This window comes from Acinetobacter sp. YH01020 (assembly GCF_013420275.1).
GTDB classification, from domain to species: domain Bacteria; phylum Pseudomonadota; class Gammaproteobacteria; order Pseudomonadales; family Moraxellaceae; genus Acinetobacter; species Acinetobacter amyesii.
This window is the reverse complement of record NZ_VOYN01000009.1, coordinates 26,253-46,827: the sequence shown is the minus strand read 5'-3', so window position 1 is coordinate 46,827 and position 20,575 is coordinate 26,253. Positions and strand designations below refer to the sequence as shown.

21 protein-coding genes are annotated in these 20,575 nt (G+C 41.2%); 17 read left to right on the top strand and 4 right to left on the bottom strand.

Annotated features, from left to right (window positions below):
* Window positions 1-57 precede the first annotated feature (57 nt).
* Both FTT85_RS05595 and FTT85_RS05590 read right to left on the bottom strand, forming a co-directional pair.
* A complete protein-coding gene (locus tag FTT85_RS05595) occupies window positions 58-405 on the bottom strand; it encodes a type II toxin-antitoxin system RelB/DinJ family antitoxin (protein ID WP_078189014.1) in 348 nt (115 codons plus the stop codon).
* A 112-nt stretch (window positions 406-517) separates the two neighbouring features.
* Complete coding sequence (locus FTT85_RS05590) at window positions 518-1,423, bottom strand: pseudouridine synthase (protein WP_180183077.1); 906 nt, start codon at window positions 1,421-1,423, stop codon at window positions 518-520.
* 135 nt (window positions 1,424-1,558) lie between these two features.
* On the opposite strand from FTT85_RS05590, the gene tsaE reads away from it, so the two are divergent.
* From tsaE to hfq, 4 genes are all read left to right on the top strand, one after another.
* Window positions 1,559-2,038 (top strand): tRNA (adenosine(37)-N6)-threonylcarbamoyltransferase complex ATPase subunit type 1 TsaE, encoded by a 480-nt coding sequence (tsaE, locus tag FTT85_RS05585; RefSeq protein ID WP_180183076.1) that lies wholly within the window; start codon window positions 1,559-1,561, stop codon window positions 2,036-2,038.
* A complete protein-coding gene (mutL, locus tag FTT85_RS05580) occupies window positions 2,028-4,040 on the top strand; it encodes a DNA mismatch repair endonuclease MutL (RefSeq protein WP_180183075.1) in 2,013 nt (670 codons plus the stop codon). The genes tsaE and mutL overlap by 11 nt, the downstream gene beginning before the upstream one ends.
* Window positions 4,041-4,046: 6 nt before the next feature.
* A complete protein-coding gene (miaA, locus tag FTT85_RS05575; RefSeq protein WP_180183074.1) occupies window positions 4,047-4,991 on the top strand; it encodes a tRNA (adenosine(37)-N6)-dimethylallyltransferase MiaA in 945 nt (314 codons plus the stop codon).
* A 92-nt stretch (window positions 4,992-5,083) separates the two neighbouring features.
* Window positions 5,084-5,593: an RNA chaperone Hfq gene (gene hfq, locus FTT85_RS05570; protein ID WP_168378882.1), complete on the top strand. Its 510-nt coding sequence runs from the start codon at window positions 5,084-5,086 to the stop codon at window positions 5,591-5,593.
* Between the two features lie 169 nt (window positions 5,594-5,762).
* On the opposite strand, the gene FTT85_RS05565 is transcribed toward hfq, so the two are convergent.
* Together FTT85_RS05565 and FTT85_RS05560 are read right to left on the bottom strand one after the other, a co-directional pair.
* Entirely contained in the window at window positions 5,763-7,070 is a 1,308-nt protein-coding gene (locus FTT85_RS05565) for a peptidylprolyl isomerase (RefSeq protein ID WP_180183073.1), read from the bottom strand.
* Window positions 7,070-9,550: an LPS-assembly protein LptD gene (locus FTT85_RS05560; protein WP_180106672.1), complete on the bottom strand. Its 2,481-nt coding sequence runs from the start codon at window positions 9,548-9,550 to the stop codon at window positions 7,070-7,072. Before FTT85_RS05560 ends, FTT85_RS05565 begins: the two co-directional genes overlap by 1 nt.
* Before the next feature lie 120 nt (window positions 9,551-9,670).
* On the opposite strand from FTT85_RS05560, the gene FTT85_RS05555 reads away from it, so the two are divergent.
* The 13 genes from FTT85_RS05555 to FTT85_RS05495 all read left to right on the top strand — a co-directional run bounded on the left by FTT85_RS05555 (window position 9,671) and on the right by FTT85_RS05495 (window position 20,558).
* Window positions 9,671-10,684, top strand: coding sequence for an aminoglycoside phosphotransferase family protein (locus FTT85_RS05555; RefSeq protein WP_180183072.1), 1,014 nt, complete (start codon window positions 9,671-9,673; stop codon window positions 10,682-10,684).
* Entirely contained in the window at window positions 10,684-11,373 is a 690-nt protein-coding gene (gene murU, locus FTT85_RS05550; RefSeq protein WP_180054586.1) for an N-acetylmuramate alpha-1-phosphate uridylyltransferase MurU, read from the top strand. Before FTT85_RS05555 ends, murU begins: the two co-directional genes overlap by 1 nt.
* 84 nt (window positions 11,374-11,457) lie before the next feature.
* The gene (gene rsmG / locus FTT85_RS05545; RefSeq protein WP_180088548.1) at window positions 11,458-12,090 is read left to right on the top strand and encodes a 16S rRNA (guanine(527)-N(7))-methyltransferase RsmG; all 633 of its coding nucleotides are present in this window, start codon (window positions 11,458-11,460) and stop codon (window positions 12,088-12,090) included.
* 24 nt (window positions 12,091-12,114) lie between these two features.
* Complete coding sequence (locus tag FTT85_RS05540; protein ID WP_078188958.1) at window positions 12,115-12,897, top strand: ParA family protein; 783 nt, start codon at window positions 12,115-12,117, stop codon at window positions 12,895-12,897.
* Window positions 12,894-13,781: a ParB/RepB/Spo0J family partition protein gene (locus tag FTT85_RS05535; protein ID WP_180084215.1), complete on the top strand. Its 888-nt coding sequence runs from the start codon at window positions 12,894-12,896 to the stop codon at window positions 13,779-13,781. Before FTT85_RS05540 ends, FTT85_RS05535 begins: the two co-directional genes overlap by 4 nt.
* A gap of 31 nt (window positions 13,782-13,812) precedes the next feature.
* On the top strand, window positions 13,813-14,454 hold the full coding sequence (locus FTT85_RS05530; RefSeq protein ID WP_078188956.1) for a MotA/TolQ/ExbB proton channel family protein: 642 nt from the start codon (window positions 13,813-13,815) through the stop codon (window positions 14,452-14,454).
* Between the two features lie 13 nt (window positions 14,455-14,467).
* Window positions 14,468-14,890 (top strand): biopolymer transporter ExbD, encoded by a 423-nt coding sequence (locus FTT85_RS05525; RefSeq protein ID WP_078193671.1) that lies wholly within the window; start codon window positions 14,468-14,470, stop codon window positions 14,888-14,890.
* Window positions 14,890-16,617: a lipid A export permease/ATP-binding protein MsbA gene (gene msbA, locus FTT85_RS05520; RefSeq protein ID WP_180007340.1), complete on the top strand. Its 1,728-nt coding sequence runs from the start codon at window positions 14,890-14,892 to the stop codon at window positions 16,615-16,617. The genes FTT85_RS05525 and msbA overlap by 1 nt, the downstream gene beginning before the upstream one ends.
* 3 nt (window positions 16,618-16,620) lie before the next feature.
* Window positions 16,621-17,634 (top strand): tetraacyldisaccharide 4'-kinase, encoded by a 1,014-nt coding sequence (gene lpxK, locus FTT85_RS05515; protein WP_180026941.1) that lies wholly within the window; start codon window positions 16,621-16,623, stop codon window positions 17,632-17,634.
* A gap of 3 nt (window positions 17,635-17,637) precedes the next feature.
* The gene (gene kdsB / locus FTT85_RS05510) at window positions 17,638-18,399 is read left to right on the top strand and encodes a 3-deoxy-manno-octulosonate cytidylyltransferase (RefSeq protein WP_180183071.1); all 762 of its coding nucleotides are present in this window, start codon (window positions 17,638-17,640) and stop codon (window positions 18,397-18,399) included.
* A gap of 13 nt (window positions 18,400-18,412) precedes the next feature.
* A complete protein-coding gene (locus tag FTT85_RS05505) occupies window positions 18,413-19,396 on the top strand; it encodes a DNA polymerase III subunit delta' (protein WP_180183070.1) in 984 nt (327 codons plus the stop codon).
* Between the two features lie 15 nt (window positions 19,397-19,411).
* Window positions 19,412-19,753, top strand: coding sequence for a PilZ domain-containing protein (locus tag FTT85_RS05500; protein WP_111885061.1), 342 nt, complete (start codon window positions 19,412-19,414; stop codon window positions 19,751-19,753).
* 31 nt (window positions 19,754-19,784) lie between these two features.
* Window positions 19,785-20,558, top strand: a complete 774-nt coding sequence (locus tag FTT85_RS05495; protein WP_180022528.1) for a TatD family hydrolase — start codon at window positions 19,785-19,787, stop codon at window positions 20,556-20,558.
* Window positions 20,559-20,575: the final 17 nt, after the last annotated feature.

Below are 20,575 nucleotides of genomic sequence, written 5' to 3'. Positions count from 1 at the left end.
AGCATATCGAATTTTCGAAATTGGTTGATTTATAAATTGTTTATAAATGCGACAGTGTTAAGTTTTGTCACCTTCACCCAAAATTGCATTGAGCTCTTCAAACAAGTCGAGATGATCATCATCTAATAATGGATCATTATTTAAAATTTCTAATTCCGCAGGGCTAATTTCAGTGGTTGAAATGGCTTGAGCTTCTTGTTGTTTTAATTTACGTAACTTAATCAATTGTTCAATATTGATATTTTGGTTTTCAATAGAGAAGGGGATCGATTTGGTTAAAACAACTTGTTTAAAGAATAGACGTACAGCCTGTGCAGGTGTAATGCCTAATTGCTTAAACACGGCAAAGGCCTGTTTCTTTTCCTGTGAATCGAGGCGGATTTGGTAGACTTCAGTTTTTCTCATATTCTTAGAAAGCTTTTAAATACTTAACTTTTCGCATTTATTCTAATCAAAACTGTTATAAATTCAAGAAAGTTTGGCAGTATTTTATCAATTTAATGTAATGACAATAGATTTACAGTGTCAATTCATAGGCAGAACTGAATTGAAAAGCCTGCTCTGTCACAGGATCGATAAACTCAAGCTGTTTCGCAAGTAGTTGTAAAGGTTGGCTGAAATCGTCATCTGCCTTATGTTGTACTACTGGATAAAAGGGGTCATTTTGAATTGGAATGCCCAAAGCATTTAAATGCACACGAAGTTGGTGTTGCTTGCCGGTATGCGGCTTTAATTCATACTTTGCATGGTTTCCATGCTGCTGGAGGAGCTTAATGTATGTTTCACTATTTGGCTCACCATCTACCAGTTGCATTGTATAAAAAGGCTGACCTTTTTCCATACGATAGCGAGTTGTGATTGGGAAATTTAAGTCATCTCGAAAAGCTGCAATGGCATGATAGGTTTTTTTAACTTGCCGCTTGGCAAACATCTGTTGATATAGCCCACGGCTTTCGACACATTTGGAGAAGAGAACCACACCGGCAGTTTCACGATCTAAACGATGAATCGGTGTCAGGTGTTCAAGCTGCGTTTGTTTTTTGAGTCGAACCAACAAGGTTTCTTGTACATACTGACCGGTCGGACTCATGGTGAGAAAATGCGGTTTATCGACCACGATGAAATGATCATTTTCAAATAAAATCTGATGCTCAAAGGGAACATGAATTTCATGCGCTAAGAATCGATAATAATAAACATGACGATTTGCTTCAAAAGGACTGTCTATCGTTAAAGCGTCACCATCTGCAGCATAGACTAGACCATCCTTAAATCGTTGTTGCCACTCTGCTGCTTGGATATGAGGAAATTGCTCACACAAATATGTATAAACGGTAGAGGCTTGTGTGTGTTGACCGTCAAGGAAGACTTTGCTGGCACTGACACCATTGATCATCGGGGGAGTAAATTCAAAACTATGCATGAAGAAAGATCTAAAAACTGAGCAAATAAAGCAGAGAACACATCATGAAAAATGCTCAATCTATAGTGTGAACATATCCATTTTAGCCAGTGCGATGCTATCATATTTAATTCTTATGTACATGTTGTGAGTAATATGCAGTATTCATTCAGTCTGGAACTTAATAGTGAAGTCGATACCCAAAACTTAGCTACCGTACTGGCGACGCATTTTACGACGGGTGTAGCGTATTTAATTGGTGACTTGGGTGCAGGAAAGACCACGTTAACACGTTATTTTTTACAACACTTGGGTCATCAAGGTGCGGTAAAAAGTCCAACCTATACATTGGTTGAACCTTACAATATTCAAGGACAAGATATTTTTCATTTTGATTTATATCGTCTGAATGACCCTTATGAGCTTGAGCTTATGGGTATCCGTGATTATTTAGAAACGCAGAACGCCCTATTTTTATTTGAATGGCCATCTAAAGGGGGCGACGAAATCCCTGAGGCTGATTTAATTATTAATATTGAAAAGTCTGCGGATGAAACCACCCGTACAGCGACTTTAAGCTCTTCTTCAAAAACTTTGCAAAACGCTTTGGAGCAAAAATTTAACCATGCTGAATGAAATCAGTGCCCGCCGCATTCGAACGCTTGATCCTGCCTTAGCCAACCAAATTGCCGCAGGGGAAGTGATTGAACGTCCTGCTTCTGTGGTCAAAGAATTACTGGAAAATGCCATTGATGCAGGGGCGACTGAGCTGATTGTTCGTATTGAACAAGGCGGCAGTACACTGATTGAAATAATAGACAATGGTCGGGGTATTCACCCTGAAGATCTACCTTTGGCGGTCATGCGCCATGCCACAAGTAAAATCCAAACTGCTGAAGATTTGCATGCCATTGTAAGTCTAGGTTTTCGTGGGGAAGCCTTGGCTTCGATCGCTGCGGTGTCTCGTTTGACATTGACCAGTAGCCAAAATGATGACGGTATAGGCTATCAGGTCGAAGTAAATGGCACCGTATTTGATTCGCAAGAAATTCAGCCTGTGGCAGCGACGCAAGGCACCACCATCCGTGTGCAAGATTTATTTTTTAATGTGCCTGCACGGCGTAAGTTCCTCAAAAAACCGGGGACTGAGTTTGGACATATCGAAGAAATTGTCCGTCGTTTGGCACTGACCCATTTTGATATACGTTTTGTCCTTGAGCATAACAATAGTATTAAGCTGAACTTACCTATTGCAGACAGTGGCGCGCTCCGTTTTCAGCGGGTACAACAATTATTAGGCCGTCAATTTACTGAAAATGCGTACTGGATAGATGCTGATAGCGTCAATATGCGTCTCAGTGGTTGGTTAGGCCATCCTTCAGATGCACGTGCGCAGGCCGATATGCAATATGTCTATGTGAATGGACGTATCGTAAAAGACAAGACCGTTTCACATGCACTTCGCATGGCTTATGACGGTATTTTGCATGGGCATCAACATGCCGCTTATTTGTTGTTTATGGAAGTTGATCCAGAAAATATCGATGTGAATGTGCATCCAACCAAGCATGAAATACGTTTTCTAAATCAACGTGAAGTACATGAGTTTGTGCGCCATTTTGCCAAATCGACTTTAGCGCAATTTCAAACCGCGACAGCCGAATTGTCATCTGCAATGAAACTCGACGGGCAGGCACACGAAAATATTATTCCGCAGCCGCGTCATCAGGAACAATTTTCATTACATCAATCTCAGCCAGTTGCAGAGCAAGGCTCAAATTTTGTCAGTCCAGAGATCTCAGGCGGACTCACTGACTTTAGTTCACCTGCAACAGTGCAATATGCTTCTAATCATGCGCCAACAGGGCAGGAAGCTTATACACAGCAATATTCAAATGCGTCGAACAATAGTGCTGGATATCAGTCAAATTTAGCGGGTTCCAGACAGCTCAATAATGCATTGCAAAGTTATTTGGCGCCTTTACGTCAAACTGAGTCGTTAAATGATCCGGATACCGCATTGGCTGAACATATTCAGCAGAAAGTCGATGAGCATCCTTTGGGGATTGCCATTGCGCAATTGCATGGTATTTATATTTTGGCCCAAAACACCGAAGGTTTAATCATTGTTGATATGCATGCGGCACATGAGCGCATTGTTTTGCAACAAATGAAAACTGCTTGGGATAAACCTGAGTTTTGGACATCGCAGCAATTGCTGATTCCTAAAGTCGTCAGTATCAGTAGGATGCAAGCGATGCGCGTCGATGAGCTCAAAGAACAATTGGCACGCCTAGGTTTAGAAATAGATCAATATGGCGATGAGCAAGTTATTGTCCGAGGTGTTCCTGCCATTTTGCATAAAGCAGACTTTGATGCGCTGATTCCAGATTTATTAAATGATTTAGACCCAAGTGATCAGGTTGCAGGGTTACTACAAAAGCGCGATCAAATATTGGCAGGCATGGCCTGTCACGGCGCTGTACGCGCACACCGTATTTTAAGTCTATCTGAAATGAATGCATTACTGCGTCAGATGGAACAAACTGAATTTGCCAGCCAATGTAACCATGGACGTCCGACGTGGCGTGCGTTTCCATTGGCACAGCTAGATAAACTTTTTGCTCGGGGAGAGTAGTTTTACATGTCAAATCAATTGCCGGTCATCAACTTAATGGGACCAACTGCAAGCGGTAAAACCGCCTTGGCATGTGAATTATACGAGCAAGGTGGATTCGAATTAATTTCTGTCGATTCTGCTTTGGTTTTTCAGGATATGGATATTGGTACGGCCAAGCCGAGTAAAGCTGAGTTGGAGAAATATCCACATCATTTGATTGATATTATCAGTCCGCTAGAAGTGTATTCGGCAGCGAACTTTGTGGAAGATGCGTGTGTGCTGATTGATGATATGCATGCACGAGGTAAAACACCGATATTAGTCGGTGGTACAATGTTGTATTACAAGGCTTTATTGGAAGGGTTGTCTTCAAATTTACCAAGTGCAGACTATGCCGTACGTGCTGAAATTGAAGCCAAAGCTGAGTCGCAAGGTTGGGATGCTGTATATGCAGAATTGTGCAATGTAGACCCATTGGCAGGTGAAAAATTTAAACCGAGTGATAAGCAACGAATTATCCGTGCGCTCGAAGTTTTTAAGTTAACCGGTAAACCCATTACTCAGTTACAAGCTGAGCAACCTAAAAACGTACCATACCGATACAATTTTCATAATTACGCATTATTGCCCGACCGATTAGAATTACATGAGCGTATAGCTCGACGTCTAAAAATAATGTGGGAAATTGGATTTTTAAATGAAGTGAAAGCTCTCATTGAAAAATACGATTTAGATGGAAATTTACCCTCTATGCGCTCAGTTGGATATCGTCAAGCTTTAGATTTTTTGAAAAATAGTGATAAAAGTAGCGAAAAACAGCGTGAAATGGAGGATAAGGCACTTTTTGCAACACGACAACTTGCAAAACGTCAATATACTTGGTTAAGATCTTTGCAAGAAACGCATAAATTTACTACATATTTAACTGCGCAGCAGGCTCAAGAAGACTTGCGAAAGTGCTACGGATAAAGCAAAATTTACAGACTACCTTTTTGATAATTTTTAATTGAAAAGTAAAGGTAGCTTTTGCGCTGATTTTTATTATTTTTTGGAGTTATAACATGTCTAAAGGTCAAACTTTACAAGATCCGTTCTTAAATTCTCTCCGTAAAGAACGTATTCCAGTGTCGATCTTCCTTGTAAACGGTATTAAATTGCAAGGTCATATTGAATCTTTCGACCAATACGTTGTTTTATTAAAAAATACTGTAAGCCAAATGGTTTACAAACACGCTATTTCAACTGTTGTTCCAGCACGTAACCCACGTCCTGCTGGTGCTCCTGCTGGTGCTCAAGGCGCTGCCGGCTTCGGTGGTCAACAAGGCGGCTTCGGCGGTCAACAAGGTGGCTTCGGTGGCCAAGGCGGCTTTGGTGGTCAAGGTGGCTTCGGTGGTCAAGGTGGCTTCGGTGGCCAAGGTGGCTTCGGTGGTCAAGGTGGTTTTGGCTCTCAAGGTGGCTTCGGTGGTCAAGGTGGCTTCGGTGGTCAAAGTGGTTTCGGCGGTCAAAATGCTGGTTTTGATGGCGAAACTAAATTTGAAGATGCTCAAGACGACGAAAACAACAATCGTTAATTGAGTTAAAAAAACCTCCCAAATGGGAGGTTTTTTTTGCCTATAAAAAGAGTAGATGGTTTAAATACTGGTTTTTTAATAATTACTACAACTAATAATTACTACAACGCTGAATAATGATAAGAATCGACATAAAAAACCAGCCGAAGCTGGTTTTTTGTTTATTCACTTATTTCTTTTTACGATCTAGAGCAGGGTCTTTAATTTCAACATAGGCATTGTTGCGTATTTCACGTAACCAGCTGTCCAGTTCAGTGTCAAATTGACGCTCACCTAAAATCTGACGTGCCATACGTTCTTGTACTTCATGTGTCATGTCTTGTTGACGTGTATCTGTTACTTGCAGGATGTGCCAACCAAACTGAGATTGGAAAGGTTTGCTGATTTCACCTTTCGCTGTTGATTTCATCATTGCTTCAAATTCTGGAACCATAACACCTGGGCTAACCCAACCTAAACTACCACCATTGGCAGCAGAACCAGTGTCATTCGAGAATGTTGAAGCCAAGACCGCAAAATCTTCACCCTTTTGCAGGCGATTATACAAGTTGTCGATCATTTGCTTGGCATTTTCAGGACTCACGACCTCAGATGGTTGAATCAGGATATGGCGAGTTTGGTATTGAGGAACAATGGCTTTTTGTTCGCCACTTTTACGGTCGACCAATTTTAAAACATGAACGCCATCACGTACTGAAATTAGTTCAGTGGTTTGACCAACTTGCAAAGGTGCTACACGTGCAGCAAGTTCATCTGGAATATCAGATAAGTTGCGGAAGCCCATATCGGCACCGTCAACTTTAATGTCTTTGGTACTGTATTTGCTAGTAATCGCTTTAACATCGTTGCTTGCTGCAAGTTCTTTACGAATTTCTTCGGCGATTTTAACGGCATTATCACTGCTAGCTACGCGTACATGTAAGACATGAACTTGATTACCTAACGCAGCTTGACCTTGTGGTGAGCTTAAGAAGTTTTTCACATCTTGGTCACTGATTTGAATGCGAGAAGTGACCAACTGTTGGCGTAGACGTTGTAAAGCGATGTCTTCAGCGATACGTGCACGTAAACCTGCATAGGTATTTGGTGCAACAGCATCTAATTTTTGCTGAAACGCTTCTAAGCTTGGAGAACCTGCGTCTTTTGCAACTTTAAGTACAGCTTCGTTAAGTGATTTTTCATCCGCTTTGACATTATATCGTTTAACTTGTTCAAGCTGTGCTTGGCGCGAAATCAGCTGTTCTAAAGCTTGTTGCTGCAAGTATTCAGTCGGTGGGACGGTTTGTTTTTTTGCTTGAAATTGGTGAGTGATCTCGGCAATGCTTTGATCAAGATCACTACGTAGAATCACGCTATTGTCAACGACAGCTACAATTTCATCTTTAGGTTGCGCAGCAGCAAATACAGATACAGAAGTCGATAGGCAAAGTGCCAAGGCTGACGCTTTAAAAATTTGTTTTAACTGTTTTGTCTTCATTAACGTTCTGTCCAAGATTGATTAATATTGTTAAAACCCAACACTCGGTTTTCAAGCAAAGAGGTTAATTTATTGTTGAAGCCACCCAAACCTTTTAGGGTGAACTCCGCCATAATGGCACGTTTTGGTTTAACATCTGAAGATGTTACATCATCTAAATCGTTATAGTACGAACGACCATAAACTGAAACACCCCAGCAGCATGACTCGTAGTTCACGCCAAGTAAATATTCACGCGCAATACTGTTGTCGAGGTCATATTGTGCATGACCGATAATACGCCAGTTATTGTGAATAGGTTGAATAAACGATGCTACTGCTTGGTCATAGCTGTCTTGGCGGTTCGGAATGTCTTTACGATAGAAATAACCGACATTGTATAAATTGCCTTTATTTCCTGTGTAATACATTTGAATATCGCGCTGAGCATTATCACCATTCGCCATCCATGCTGAATTGGCATTCACACTGATGCTGTCAGATAGTTGGCTAGAAATGCTCACGACAGGGCCAGTATGGCGTTCGGTATCAAATTTATCAGAGACGTTGTTCAGTGTGACACGACGGTCTTCAAAATAGAAACTTTGACCAACGCTAGCTTTTAAACGCTCAAGACCAACATCATCAAATAAACTATAGCTCAAGCCTAGAGATGCGAAGTTGTTGTCTTCTAAACGGTCATTACCGTAGAAACGACGTGGGCTAAATAACTGGTCATAGTTAATTGACGCTGTGGTTGAGTCAAAGTTCGGGTTAGTGTCTTGGTTTTTGTATGGAGAATACGCATAGAAGAAGCGTGGCGTTAAGGTTTGTAGATAACGACCTTCGCGCTCCATCACAAGACCCGCATCTAAAGTAAATTGCGGTACAATGACCGATTTACTTTCACTACTAGAGTAATTGTTATTTGTATTGGCGCGATCAACAGTATCTTGGTCATAAATCGTGTTGACGTTACGAATAGACACTTCTGGGATTACAAAAGACCATGGGTTGCGATAGTTATAACGCACACTAAAGTCGTTATAAATACGCGCGCCGCTTGGCTCATACATTGTCGCATCACCATTGTTTTGCGGAATATTATCGCCACTTAGGTTTTTTTTAAAATAAGCCGTATCGTTGTTAAATTCGTACTGTAAGCCGAGCGGATTACCAGTCTTGTAGTTCAGTAGGAATTGCGGCAAACGCGCATACGGACGGTCTTCATCACTGACAGTTTTATCCAGTGTTTGGAAGTCTTCAACTTTGAGCTGTGCTTTTAGCCCAGGGATACCATTTTTATAATTGAGTTCCCATGCGCGGCGTAAGTTCAGGTCAGTTTTTGAGTTTGGATTATTGTTGAGATCTGAGAAATAGTCTTTATCAGATGCATAGTTGTATTCTAGATTGGTCGTAAATTGATCGTTAATTTTCCAGTTATGGAGGAAATGTAAGTCTTTACGATCTTGATCATCATACTTTTGGTCGGATGGTAAATAACCACCCCACACCATCCCTGAACCAAAGTTTTTGGTCAAATAACGGAATTCACCTTCCATCATTGCACCACGGTCTGCGATATAACGCGGCGTTACCGTAGCATCATAGTTTGGTGCAAGGTTTAGGTAAACTGGTACTGCAAGTTCAATACCGCCATCATTGGTAAAGCCAAAGCTTGGGGTCAAAATACCTGTGGTACGACGGTCATCAATCGGGAAGTTGAAATAGGGCACAGCCATCACAGGTACGTTTTTTACATATAATGTTGTACCTTTGGTTTCACCGCGGCCAGTTTCTTGATTCAGCTTAATTTTGTCTGCTTGAATTTTCCACGTTGGTTTTTCATCAGGTGGACAAGTGGTATAAACAGCGTTTTCTAATTCGAGTGTTTCGGTTGAAGTACGTGAAATTTTCTCAGCACGACCATGCGCATGCTGCTGTTCAGCAATAAAGAAGCTGTTATTTAAATCACCCTGTTGGGTTTTTAAATTGTAATCAATTGAATCGCTTTGAGAAATCAGCCCAGACTGTGCCATTTGCACGCGGCCAGAAGCATTGGCGTAGGTTTGGGTTTTATCAATTTTGATTTGATCGGCACGAATTTGACGACCTTCTTGGTCAATCAGAACATTACCTTCAAGAATGGAGTCGCCATTCGGGTCAAAATGACCATAGTCTGCGGTAATGGTTGAGGTTGCATCTTCAGGTGCGACTGCTTTCGTTGTTGGAGCAACTGGGGTAATCCAAGTGCCTGTACAAAACGCAGAACTTAATTGATTGGTGTTGCGAATCTGTGCTTCAGGTGCAGATTTATCGACATAATATTGTTCGAAGAACTGCTGCCCAGGGTAAGCTTCTGAAATGTTTTGTTTGAGTTGTTCTGTATCGTCATCCGTAGACGGGTTTGAAACAGGTGCTGCATAGCTTGGTAACGAGCTACCACATAGAAGGGTTAAGATCGCAGTCGCTAAAGGATTAAATTTAAACTGATGCTTCATTTGTCTCATTAACCAGGTATGCTTAATCGCAATTAATTATTGTCGCATCATAGAGAAAAAGTTGATAAGTAGCTACACTTAGCACTTTAAAAACTCAGCCTGTATTAGAATTTATCGCAAATGAATACACAACGTGAACAATTGATACAAACATGGATTTCATCTGTACTCGGTTCAGATCAATTTGAAATTAACTTCTTAGCAGGCGATGCAAGCTTCCGTCGTTATGCACGAATCAAATTGAATAATAAAACATTTATGTTCATGGATGCACCACCAGAAAAAGAAGATTGTGGTCCTTTTGTGTCGATTGATGAATTTTTTGATGCACATGGCGTGCGTGTACCGCATATCGTGGCCAAAGACCTTGATCAAGGCTTCTTATTGTTAGAAGATTTTGGTGATGTTTTGTTGTCGACATTGTTAAATGATCAAACAGTAGACGCACATTATGCTCAAAGTTTTAAACAGTTGATTCAATTACAGTCAATTGATGGTACTGCTCATTTTCCTGCATATGCCTATGAAAAGCTGATTTCTGAAATGGAGCTGTTAACCGAGTGGTTATTGCCATCTCTACAAGTGCAGCCAACTGCAGAAGAATCGGCACTCATTAAACGTACCTTTGCTATCTTAGCCAATGCTGCATTGGCTCAGCCTCAAGTGATTGTGCATCGTGATTTTCATAGCCGTAATTTGATGGTACTTGATGGTGAGCAAGATCAGGGTGTGATTGATTTTCAAGATGCTGTGATTGGTGCAGATACTTATGATTTGATCTCAATCACACGTGATGCCTATGTACAGTGGAATGCAGATCGTGTTTATGCATGGTTTAAGACGTTCTATGATTTGCTACCTGCATCGGCAAAAGAAGGTCGTAGCTTTGAGCAATTCAAACAAGACGCAGACCTCATGGCGATTCAACGTCATATCAAAATTTTAGGTATTTTTGTGCGCTTATTTGAGCGTGATGGTAAGTCAGGTTATCTCAAAGATTTGCCGCGCGTGATGTGGTATTTACTTGAAGAAAGTAAACCGTATGCAGAATTACAACCTTTTATGCAATTTATTCAGGCTAAAGTATTGCCGAAATTTGAAGCCAAATACGGCACTTATGAGGTTGTTGCATAATGAAAGCCATGATTTTAGCGGCGGGTCTCGGAAATCGGATGCGCCCTTTAACATTGTATAAGCCAAAGCCTTTGCTTGAAGTGGGTGGAAAACCACTGATTGTTTGGCATATAGAAAAGCTAAAAAAAATAGGTGTCACTGAAATCATCATCAATTCTGCATGGCTTGCAGATATCCTGATTGGTACTTTAGGTGATGGTTCGCAGTTTGGTGTAGATATTCGTTGGACACGTGAAGCGGAAGGTTTGGAAACAGCTGGTGGCATTATTAATGCTTTACCTTTGCTTGGAACAGAACCGTTTATTTTAGTCAATGGTGACGTTTGGACGACTTACGATTTTTCAGCCTTGCTCAATGTTGAGCTAAAAGATGATTTGGCACACTTAGTTTATGTGACTAACCCAACGCAACATCCAAAGGGTGATTTTATCTTGGATGCAGGGCGTAGTTATACCTTTGAGCAAGAACATACAGGCGAGGCGCTCACCTATAGTGGGATCGCGGTCATTCATCCAAATATGTTTGATGGATTGGAAGCTGGCAAGCGTCCGCTCGCACCTTTATTGAAACAAGCTATGTTGGATGGAAAAATTTCTGCAGAGAAAATGCAAACTGCGTGGGTTGATGTTGGCACACCTGAGCGTTTAAGTGATCTAGATCTACAGATTCGCCAAGGCATGTACGATTAAGTGCATATTCGCTAAGCGTTAGCTACTGTTCCACGGCTTAGAAATCGGTATACTTCAGTTAATTTTTATTGAGATGTCTTCTTTATGCATCCTTTTTTTCAAGACTTAAAGCAAGGTAGTCAAAAGCTTGGCTTAGATTTGAGTGAAGAAGCATTAAATCTATTGCTGAAATACCAAGATGCCCTAGTGCTGTGGAACAAAGCGTATAACTTGACTGCTATTCGTGATCCTAAAGAAATGTTGGTTAAGCATTTATTGGATAGCTTAAGTATCCTAAATGATTTGCCTGCAGGTCGTTTATTGGATATCGGTACGGGTGGTGGCATGCCGGGCATGATCATTGCACTGTGTCAGCCTGAACGTGAATGTGTGCTTTTAGATGCCAACGGTAAAAAAATTCGATTCTTAAAACAATTTATTGCTGACTTAAAACTAAAAAATGTCATTGCGGTACAAACACGTGTCGAAAATGAAGACAGCATTCATGAACTGGGTCAGTTTGATGTGATTACCAGCCGTGCTTTTGCATCGTTAACGGATTTTGTGGATGCGTCTAAACCGTATATGCATGCGCAAAGTATTATCGCGTCGATGAAAGGCTTAATTCCTGAAGAAGAAGTTGAAACACTAAAAAGTGATTTCAAGATTGATATCGTTGCATTAAAAGTTCCACGACTTGATGAGCAGCGTCATTTAATTTTTCTTAAACGTATTTAAAATTTTCAAAGGACTGGGGTTACCATGGCTCAAATTATTGCGATTGCAAACCAAAAGGGTGGCGTAGGTAAAACCACAACGGCTGTGAACTTGGCTGCATCTTTAGCCATATTAAAAAAACGAGTTTTACTTGTGGACATGGATTCACAAGGCAATGCCACGATGGGTTCGGGCATTCAAAAAAATGATTTGTTGTATTCAGTCACGGATGTCTTACTTGGTGAAGTGCCGATTGAAACCGCTATTTATAAAGCAGAAGTGGGCTATAAAGTTTTAGGTGCAAACCGTGACTTAGCTGGCGTTGAGCTTGCAATTGCAGATCAAGACGGTCGTGAGTTTATTTTACGTGAAGCATTGGCAAGCGTCGAAAAAGACTTCGACTATATTATTGTCGATTGTGCACCAAGTTTAAGTTTGATCACTGTCAATGCCCTTGCAGCTGTACGTGCTGTGCTTATTCCAATGCAGTGTGAATATTATGCCCTAGAAGGTTTGGCTGACCTAACCCAAACCATTGACCGTATTCAGCAAGCTTTAAACCCAGATCTAGAGATCGTGGGTGTGCTGCGTACCATGTACGATGCGCGTAATGCCTTAACACGTGATGTGTCTGCTGAGCTTGAACAATACTTCGGTCAGAAACTTTATGACACGGTCATTCCGCGTAATATTCGTTTGGCTGAAGCGCCTGCGCACGGTTTACCAGTGATTTATTTTGAAAAAAGCTCGAAGGGTGCAGTTGCTTATTTGAACTTGGCAGCTGAGATGTTAAAAAAAACCAAAGTAAAAAAAGGAACTAAAGCATGACCGTAAAAAAACGCGGACTGGCTAAAGGTCGTGGTCTGGATGCCTTACTCGGCTCAATCCAAAAAGAAAAACTACAGCTCGAAGCAAAAGCTTTAGATCATGGACAGTTAAAACAAATTGATGTGCATTTATTGAAACGTGGTGAGTATCAACCGCGTCGTTTCATTAAAGAACAAGATTTACAAGAACTTGCTGCATCGATTGAAAAGCATGGTGTCATGCAACCAATCGTGATTCGTCCTGTCGAAGATGAAAAGCATCCCTACGAAATTATTGCAGGTGAGCGTCGTTGGCGTGCGGCTCAGCTTGCGGGTTTAACCGAAGTTCCAGCCATTGTTCGTGAGTTGAGTGACCAAGTTGCCATTGCTTTGGCATTGATTGAAAACATTCAACGTCAAGATCTGAACCCAATCGATCAAGCCATGGCTTTGCAACGCTTCCATGACGAGTTCGGTTTAAGTCATCAAGAGATTGCTGACACGGTCGGTAAAGCACGTACCACGATTAGTAACTTGCTACGCCTCTTGTCTTTAGCGGATCAAGTCAAAGACTTTATGCAGCAAGGTTTGCTCGATATGGGGCATGCACGTGCGATCTTGACGTTAAAAGCCAAAGATCAGCTTAAAGTTGCTGAAATGGTGATTGAAAAAAGTATGTCTGTACGTCAAACCGAACAATTTGTTCGTGATTTGAATGCACCAAAACAACAAAAAGCTAAACCAATTGTTTCATCAGACATTCAACAACTGACACAACGTCTCTCTGATCGTTTCAGTGCAGACGTGAAAATTGATCATAATAAACAAGGGAAAGGCAAGCTGGTGATTAGCTACCATACTCTTGAAGAGCTAGATGGCATTTTAAATATTTGTCTAGCTGAATAATTTTTAAATTCGATTTATTGGGGAAAATCAAATGTGGGAATTAGTCAAAGCGGGCGGGTGGTTAATGATCCCGCTCGTCATTTGTTCGATCTTTACGGTAGCCATTACCATTGAGCGCTTTATTCGTTTAAAGAAATCAATGGTGTTACCAAAAGACTTGATGATGAATGTAAACACATCGGTGAAAGATGTGGTGCAGCAGCTAAAGCAAAGTCCAACTTTACAACAAAGTACATTGGGTCGTGTATTGGGCGCAGGTTACGCTAGTAAAGATCAAAACGAGCAATATGCACGTGCGCAAATGGAAGTCACAGCGTCACAAGAAATTGGTTATTTAGAAAAAAATATCAACTTTTTGGGCACTTTAAGCGCTGTTGCACCTTTACTAGGTTTGTTGGGTACGGTGATCGGTATTATTGAAGCATTCTTAATGATTGATATAGGCACCAATAGTGATCCAGTGTTGATGATGCCGGGTATTTCTAAAGCCTTGATTACCACTGCTGCCGGTATGTTAATTGCTGTACCTGCATTATTTGCACATCGCTATTTCCAACGTTTGGTTCAGGAATATGTGGCTGAGTTAGAACAGCAGTCGACGTTATTTCATGCCGCTTTGTTTTATAAAAAAACACCTGAAGTAGAAAGTCAGGACATTCAGAAAGCCAGCTGAGTGGAGACTGCGCATGAAATTTAAACGTCGTCAGGTTGAAGATATTCATATCAACCTCACACCGATGATTGACTGTTTGATGTTCATTTTGGTGTTCTTGTTGCTCTCGACCACCTTTAACCAGATGAGTCGAATGAACCTGACTTTGCCAGATGCACAGGGTGTTCCACCTAAAAACTATGATCAAAAGATTGAAGTTGTGGTGGATTCAACAGGACATTATTCTGTCAATGGTCAGTCATTGGCGAGTAAAGAAGTCTCTGATTTGAATACTGCAATTAAACAGACAGCCAATGATCGTCGTGATTTAATGTTCGTGATTGCAGCAGATGCAAAAGCAACACATCAAGATGTGATCCGGGTGATGGATGTTGCAGGTCAACTTGGATTTGTGAATATCAACATCAGTACCAAAGTTCCAACTCGAGGTTATTAGTGAAGCACGATTTTAAGGTCTATTTACGCCTATTAAGTTATTTAAAACCTTTTTGGGGAATCGGCCTGCTGGTTTTGCTTGGTTTCGGTATTAATGCTGCGACAGAAGTTTCTGTCGCAAAATTATTGGAACGCATTATTGAAGCCATTCAAAACAAAGATCAAAGCTTTACAACCTTATTTCCACTCTTGGTGGTTTTATTGATGTTCTTCCGTGGTCTCGGTTTGTTCATGGGGGGATATTTTACCGCAGTGATTTCTCGAAACTTAATTTTTAATATTCGTCAGCAAGTATTCGCAAAACTCATGCGTTTGCCTTCGCAATATTATTTAGATAATTCGAGCGGTCATATCACTGCAAAAATTATGTATAACGTTGAACAGTTGACGGCGGCATCGTCTGAGTCACTGAAAACGATTGTACAACAGGGTCTGATTACCATCGCATTATTGGGTTATTTGCTCTATACCAATTGGCGTTTAACCCTGTGTATTTTGATTTTTGGCCCAATTATTGGTCTGATCATCCGTAAAGCGTCCAAGCGGATGCGTAAATTATCCATGCAAGTACAAAGTACCATGGGTGATGTTAACCATGTGGTGCAAGAGACAGTACAAGGCAACTTGGTAGTGAAGGGCTTTGCAGGGCAAGATTATGAACAAAAACGTTTTTATGAAAGCTCAATGGAGAACTTACGCCGCGGCTTAAAAATGGTTGTGGTGCAGCAACTCAATAGCCCAATTGTTCAGCTGATTATGTCGATCGCGCTCAGTATCGTGATGTATATCGCGCTACGCCCAGAGATTTTACAAGATACAACAGCGGGTGAGTTTGTTGCCTATATCACTGCCGCAGGTATGCTGAGTAAGCCGATTAAAACCTTGACGGATGTCAATGAAAAACTACAACGAGGCATGGCAGCAGCTTATTCAGTTTTTGAATTGCTAGATATGCCTGAAGAAGTGAATAACGGCACGCTGAAGCCTGCTTTGAAAGGTGATGTCGAATTTAAAAATGTCAATTTGATCTATGCTGATGGTCACCATGCGATTCATGACTTCAATTTAAAAGTTAATGCAGGGCAAACCGTTGCATTGGTTGGGCGTTCAGGTGCAGGTAAAACTTCATTGGTCAATCTGTTGGTGCGTTACCAAGAGGTGTCATCAGGACAATTGTTGCTAGATCAGCATGATATTCACGACATAGAACTCAATAGCTTGCGTACTCAGATTTCGATGGTCAATCAGCAAGTGGTTTTGTTTAACCGTACAGTACGTGAAAATATCGCTTATGGTCAGCTCGAGCATGCAACAGATGAGCAAGTCATTGCTGCTGCCAAAGCTGCATTTGCACATGATTTTATTATGGATTTACCGCAAGGTTATGACACACCATTGGGTGCCCAAGGTTTAAATCTATCTGGTGGTCAACGTCAACGGATTGCGATTGCGCGTGCGATTTTGAAAAATGCACCGATCTTAATTTTAGATGAAGCGACAAGTGCGCTAGATAACGAATCTGAATTTTTCATTCAGCAAGCATTTGACGCTGCGATGCAAGATCGTACCACGATCGTGATTGCGCATCGTTTATCGACCATTGAAAATGCAGACTGTATTGTAGTGATGGATAAAGGGCGTATTATTGAACAAGGTTCGCATACAGAATTGATGGCACAACGTGGTGCATATTACCAACTTCATCAGCGTAATTTTGAGGAAAATTAAGTCATGTCTTTTGCACAATTGATTCAGGATGCTTGGAATGAACAGGCAAAGTGGCTCATTGTGTTTAGACCTTTGTCATGGCTTTATCGTGGCGGATTTTTACTTAATAAAAAACTCTATCAATCAGGTATTAAGCAAAGCTATAAAGCGCCTATTCCAGTCATGGTCATTGGAAATATCACAGTGGGTGGGAGTGGCAAAACCCCCTTGCTCATTCACTTGGTCAGTTATTTAAATAGCTTAAACCTGCGTGTTGGTGTGATCAGTCGTGGCTATGGTGGTCAAGGACCATTTCCGGCTTATGTCGATTTAGACTCGACGGCTGAAATCGTGGGTGATGAACCGAGCTTAATCGTTCAGTCTACAGGTGTGCCAATGGCGGTCGGTCCAAATCGCCAGCAAAGTATTGAGCTGCTACTATCCAAGCATGAATTGGATTTGATCATCTGTGATGATGGTTTGCAGCATTGGGCGCTTCAACGTCAGTTGGAGTGGATCGTACTGGATAATAACCGTGGTTTAGGCAATGAAAAATTATTACCCGAAGGTTATTTGCGTGAACCGAAAAAGCGTCTTGCCAGTGGAACGGTCATTGAGCATTCAGCAGATCCAAGTTCTCCACTGAATATGCACCTAGAAGCGGCGCAGCCTTATTTGCTCAATAAAGATCTTGTGACGACATTTGATGCAAACAAAGATTTCTATGCTGTGGTGGGTATCGGATTTCCGCAACGATTTTATAAAACCTTAGAAAATATGGGGATTCATCAATTTCAATGTCATGAATTTCCAGATCATTATGAATATGAACTGAGTGATTTGCAGTTTGAAGATGCCAATCCCATCATTACCACTGAAAAAGATGCAGTTAAAATTTTAGCGATCCTCAAAAATAATCCAGATTTTAAAAGAGAAATATGGGTTGTTCCTGTAGATGCAGTGTTATCACCTGCGTGTTATGAAACTTTGCATGCACAGTTGAAACAACTGGGTCTGAAACTTCCCGAAGGCATTTAATTTATGAAACATATTGTTATTCCTGCACGTTTTTCAAGTTCACGTTTACCAGGTAAGCCATTGCTTGAAATTCATGGCCGTCCGATGATTTTACGTGTGGTTGATCAAGCCAAAAAAGTTGCAGGATTCGATGACCTTTGTGTTGCTACAGATGATGAACGTATTGCCGCAGTGTGTCGTGCGGAAGGGGTTGATGTGGTATTGACTTCTACAGAGCATCCATCTGGGACAGATCGTTTAAGTGAAGTTGCACGCATCAAAGGTTGGGCAAGTGATGACATTATTGTCAATGTGCAGGGCGATGAACCTTTGCTTCCCGCTCAATTGGTAAAACAAGTTGCACAATTACTCGTTGATCAGCCGACATGTTCAATGTCGACACTCTGTGAGCCGATTCATAGTCTGGATGAGTTTCAACGTGACAGTATCGTCAAAGTGGTGATGTCAAAGCACAATCAAGCGCTGTATTTCAGTCGTGCGACTATTCCTTATGACCGTGATGGTGCAAAGCAAGTAGAACAAACCTTGCATGATCAAGCCTTTCGTCATTTAGGACTTTATGCATACCGCGTAAAACTGCTACAAGAATATGTCACTTGGGATATGGGTGTACTAGAAAAATTAGAAAGCCTTGAACAATTACGCGTTTTGGAAAATGGTCACCGTATTGCCATTGCTGTGGCAGAAGCGAATCTTCCACCGGGCGTAGACACTCAAGCTGACCTTGATCGTTTGAACCAAATGGATGTTTCAAACTTCGAATAAGGTTAAACGATTTATGCAAAATGACATTGTGGCGCAAGTGTACCCTTGGCAGCAAAATACATGGAATACATTAACCAGCCGTTTTCCACAACTGGGGCATGGCGTGCTTTTGTATGGCAAAAAAGGCTGTGGTAAAGAGGCATTTACAAAACAATTTCTTGCTTGGGTGCTGTGTCAAAAACGTGATGAGCGAACTGAGCCATGTGGTGAGTGTGGGAGTTGTCAGTGGTTAAAGTCAGATACACATCCAAATTTTGTCCACATCAGTACAGATGAAGACAATAAAAAGCAAAATGCCAAAATTAAAATCGAAAAAATTCGTGATTTATTGCCCTTTGTACAACAAACCGTGGATGGTTGGCGAGTTGTGTTGATTGAGCCTGCTGAAGCATTAAACATTGCGTCATCGAATGCTTTGTTGAAGACACTGGAAGAGCCGGGCGAACGGATTGTGATTATGTTGTTGGCAGAGCATTATTTGAAATTGCCAGCAACAATTCGTAGTCGAATGCAGCACTATGCATTGGATCGTATCGAACCAGAACAATCACAACTTTATTTACAGCAGCATTTGCCCGATAGTGGTGAAACTCAGCGCAAAGTTCTCATGAACTTAGCCAGTCAAATGCCATTACAAGCGATTTCATTGGCAAGTAGTGAATGGTTAAATATGCGCCAAGAATTTCTACAAGATTGGCAAAAACTTGTGACACAAAAAAACATGCCGATGGCAATTGCGACCAAGTGGAATAAAGCACTGAGTTTTAGTGATTTTAGTCAAATGTTTGAATACTTGTTGTCCGATATAATTTGTGTCAAGCTAAATCAATCCATAAAAAATATAGATTTGGATTTTGGAGTGTTGGCAGAGCAATATTCGCTCGAAACACTCTTTGGGATTTATACAGAATTACAGCAGTCTAAGCGGTTCATCGAGCAGAACGTACAGGGGAATCTGGTCGTAGATGAGCTTTGCATCAAACTGATGAATGTTTAATTAAGGGGAAACATCATGCAACCACGTATGGGCGGGATTGTTCACGCTAATATTCCAGATGTGGAAACACTTTTTGCGAGCTACATGCCTTATGTCGTTGGTGGCGGTTTATTTGTACCATCAAAGCAAGCTGTGAAAATGGGTGATGAGGTTTTCTTATTGGCGACTTTGCCTGAACAAAGTATAAAAATTCCTTTGACAGGGAAAGTGATTTGGATTTCGCAAAAGCAAAATGGCATTAAACCACAAGGCTTTGGAATTCAATTAAGCGGCGAAAAAGGCGTTTATTTCAAAACAGAAGCAGAACGTTTACTTGCAGGGCTTAAATCTGAGGGGCGTAGAAGTTACACTATGTAGTTACAACAGTGAAGACTTGTAGGTACATATTGTGTTTGTAGATACCCATTGCCATTTAACCATGCTTGACTTAAGCCCTTATGAGGGTAATTTAGATCTTGCATTGGATCAGGCTCGTCAAGCCGGGGTCTCAAAATTTATGAGTATCTCGGTTGATCTAGATGACCATATCGAACTTTCAAAAATTGCATCACGTCATGCTGATGTGGGTTATTCCGTTGGGGTGCACCCATGTGAAGATCCTGCAACGATGGCTCGGGCAACAGAAGAATATCTCATTGAATTAGCACAACCTGAAAAGGTTTGGGCGATTGGTGAAACAGGGCTGGACTATTTTCATAGTACCGACTTTGTTGCAGAGCAAAAAGAATGTTTTGCCCGCCATATTCGCGCATCGCAAGCCGTGAAAAAACCGGTGGTTGTACATACTCGTTCTGCAAAGCATGATACGGTGGATATTATCCGTGCAGAGAAATCTACTCACGGTATTTTGCATTGTTTTACTGAAGATTGGGAAACGGCAAAAGCTGTCTTAGATTGTGGTTATTACGTGTCATTTTCAGGCATTGTTTCTTTTAAAAATGCACAAGATTTGCGTGATGTGGCCAAGCAAGTGCCACTGGATCGCGTGCTGATTGAAACAGATAGCCCATACCTTGCACCGATGCCCTATAGAGGAAAGTCTAATGAACCAAAATACGTTCCTTATGTAGCCAAAGCCTTAAGTGATGTATATGATAAGTCAATTGAAGAGATGGCTTTCATTACAATGCAAAACTTTGAAAATCTCCTCAATCTTAAGTAAATAATTTGAATTGATAT